This window comes from Oleiphilus sp. HI0117 (genome assembly GCF_001635235.1).
Window position 1 is genome coordinate 1 of sequence record NZ_LWGA01000012.1, and the last position, 1,083, is coordinate 1,083.

Annotated in this window: 1 protein-coding gene; it reads left to right on the top strand. The window is 44.9% G+C overall.

Translation table 11 applies throughout. The features are described 5' to 3' along the window. Positions 1-210: 210 nt before the first annotated feature. Positions 211-1,083, top strand: an 873-nt coding sequence (locus A3757_RS00410) for a wax ester/triacylglycerol synthase family O-acyltransferase (protein ID WP_197469602.1), incomplete at its 3' end; no start/stop codon positions are given.

Consider the following 1,083-nt stretch of genomic DNA (forward strand, 5'->3'; position numbering starts at 1 on the left):
CGCGATATGCCCCCATTCCCCCTCCCTGCCGAATAAAAGGTTCACGACAACTCCATTTCAAAATTTGCTATACCAAAAGTAAATTTCTTGTCTGCGAACATAAATAGTTCCGATATCTTCATAGACCTAGGCAATAAAGTTTAATGGTCTAATATAGTAAGTGTGTTAAGATTCCGCTTTGTATTCATTACTCCCAAAAGGCCTGGCAAAATGACTCAGAATAACAAGATAAACATACTTGATGCCTCTTGGTTGGCATTGGATACCGAAGAGACGCCAATGCATGTTGGCAATCTGCAAATTTTATCTCTCCCCAAAGATGCTCCTGCTAATTTTTTACGCGACGATGTTCATCGCATGAAATCGGCTGGAGATATTGTTTCCCCCTGGAACAAAAAGCTCGCGAAGCCTAGCTTACTGGGCCGCTTACTCGCACCGTCTTGGGTTATCGATAAGAACATAGACCTAGATTATCACGTACGTCATTCGGCTCTACCCAAACCAGGCGGTGAACGAGAGTTGGGTATACTTGTATCGAGATTACACTCCAACCGTATGGACTTTAAACGCCCTCTATGGGAGTGCCATGTCATCGAAGGTCTGGAAAATAATCGCTTTGCCATCTACACCAAAATGCACCACTCCTTAATTGATGGCATAAGCGGTGTACGTTTATTGCAACGCACACTAAGCGAGTCTCCAGACGATATCGATACAAGACCGCCTTGGTCTATTGGTACGCCAAAGAAAATTAAAAGCGGCGAACACATTGCGACTTGGCAAGGCGCGCTTGATCAAGCTATCGACGCAATCAAAGAACAAGCCTCGAACACCCCGCAGTTAGTGGGTGCGTTGGCAAAACTGGTCAGTTCATCCGTTCAGGATAGAGTTAAACTTTCTGCTCCGTTTACTGGTCCTAATTCAACCATTAACACCCGGGTGCAAGCCGCTCGCCGCTTTGCTACACAGCAATATTCTTTAGACAGAATTAAGAAACTGGCAGCAGAGGCGGATGCCTCGTTAAACGATATTGTGCTTTATTTATGTGGCACCTCGTTGAGGCAGTTCCTATTAGAAAAAGGA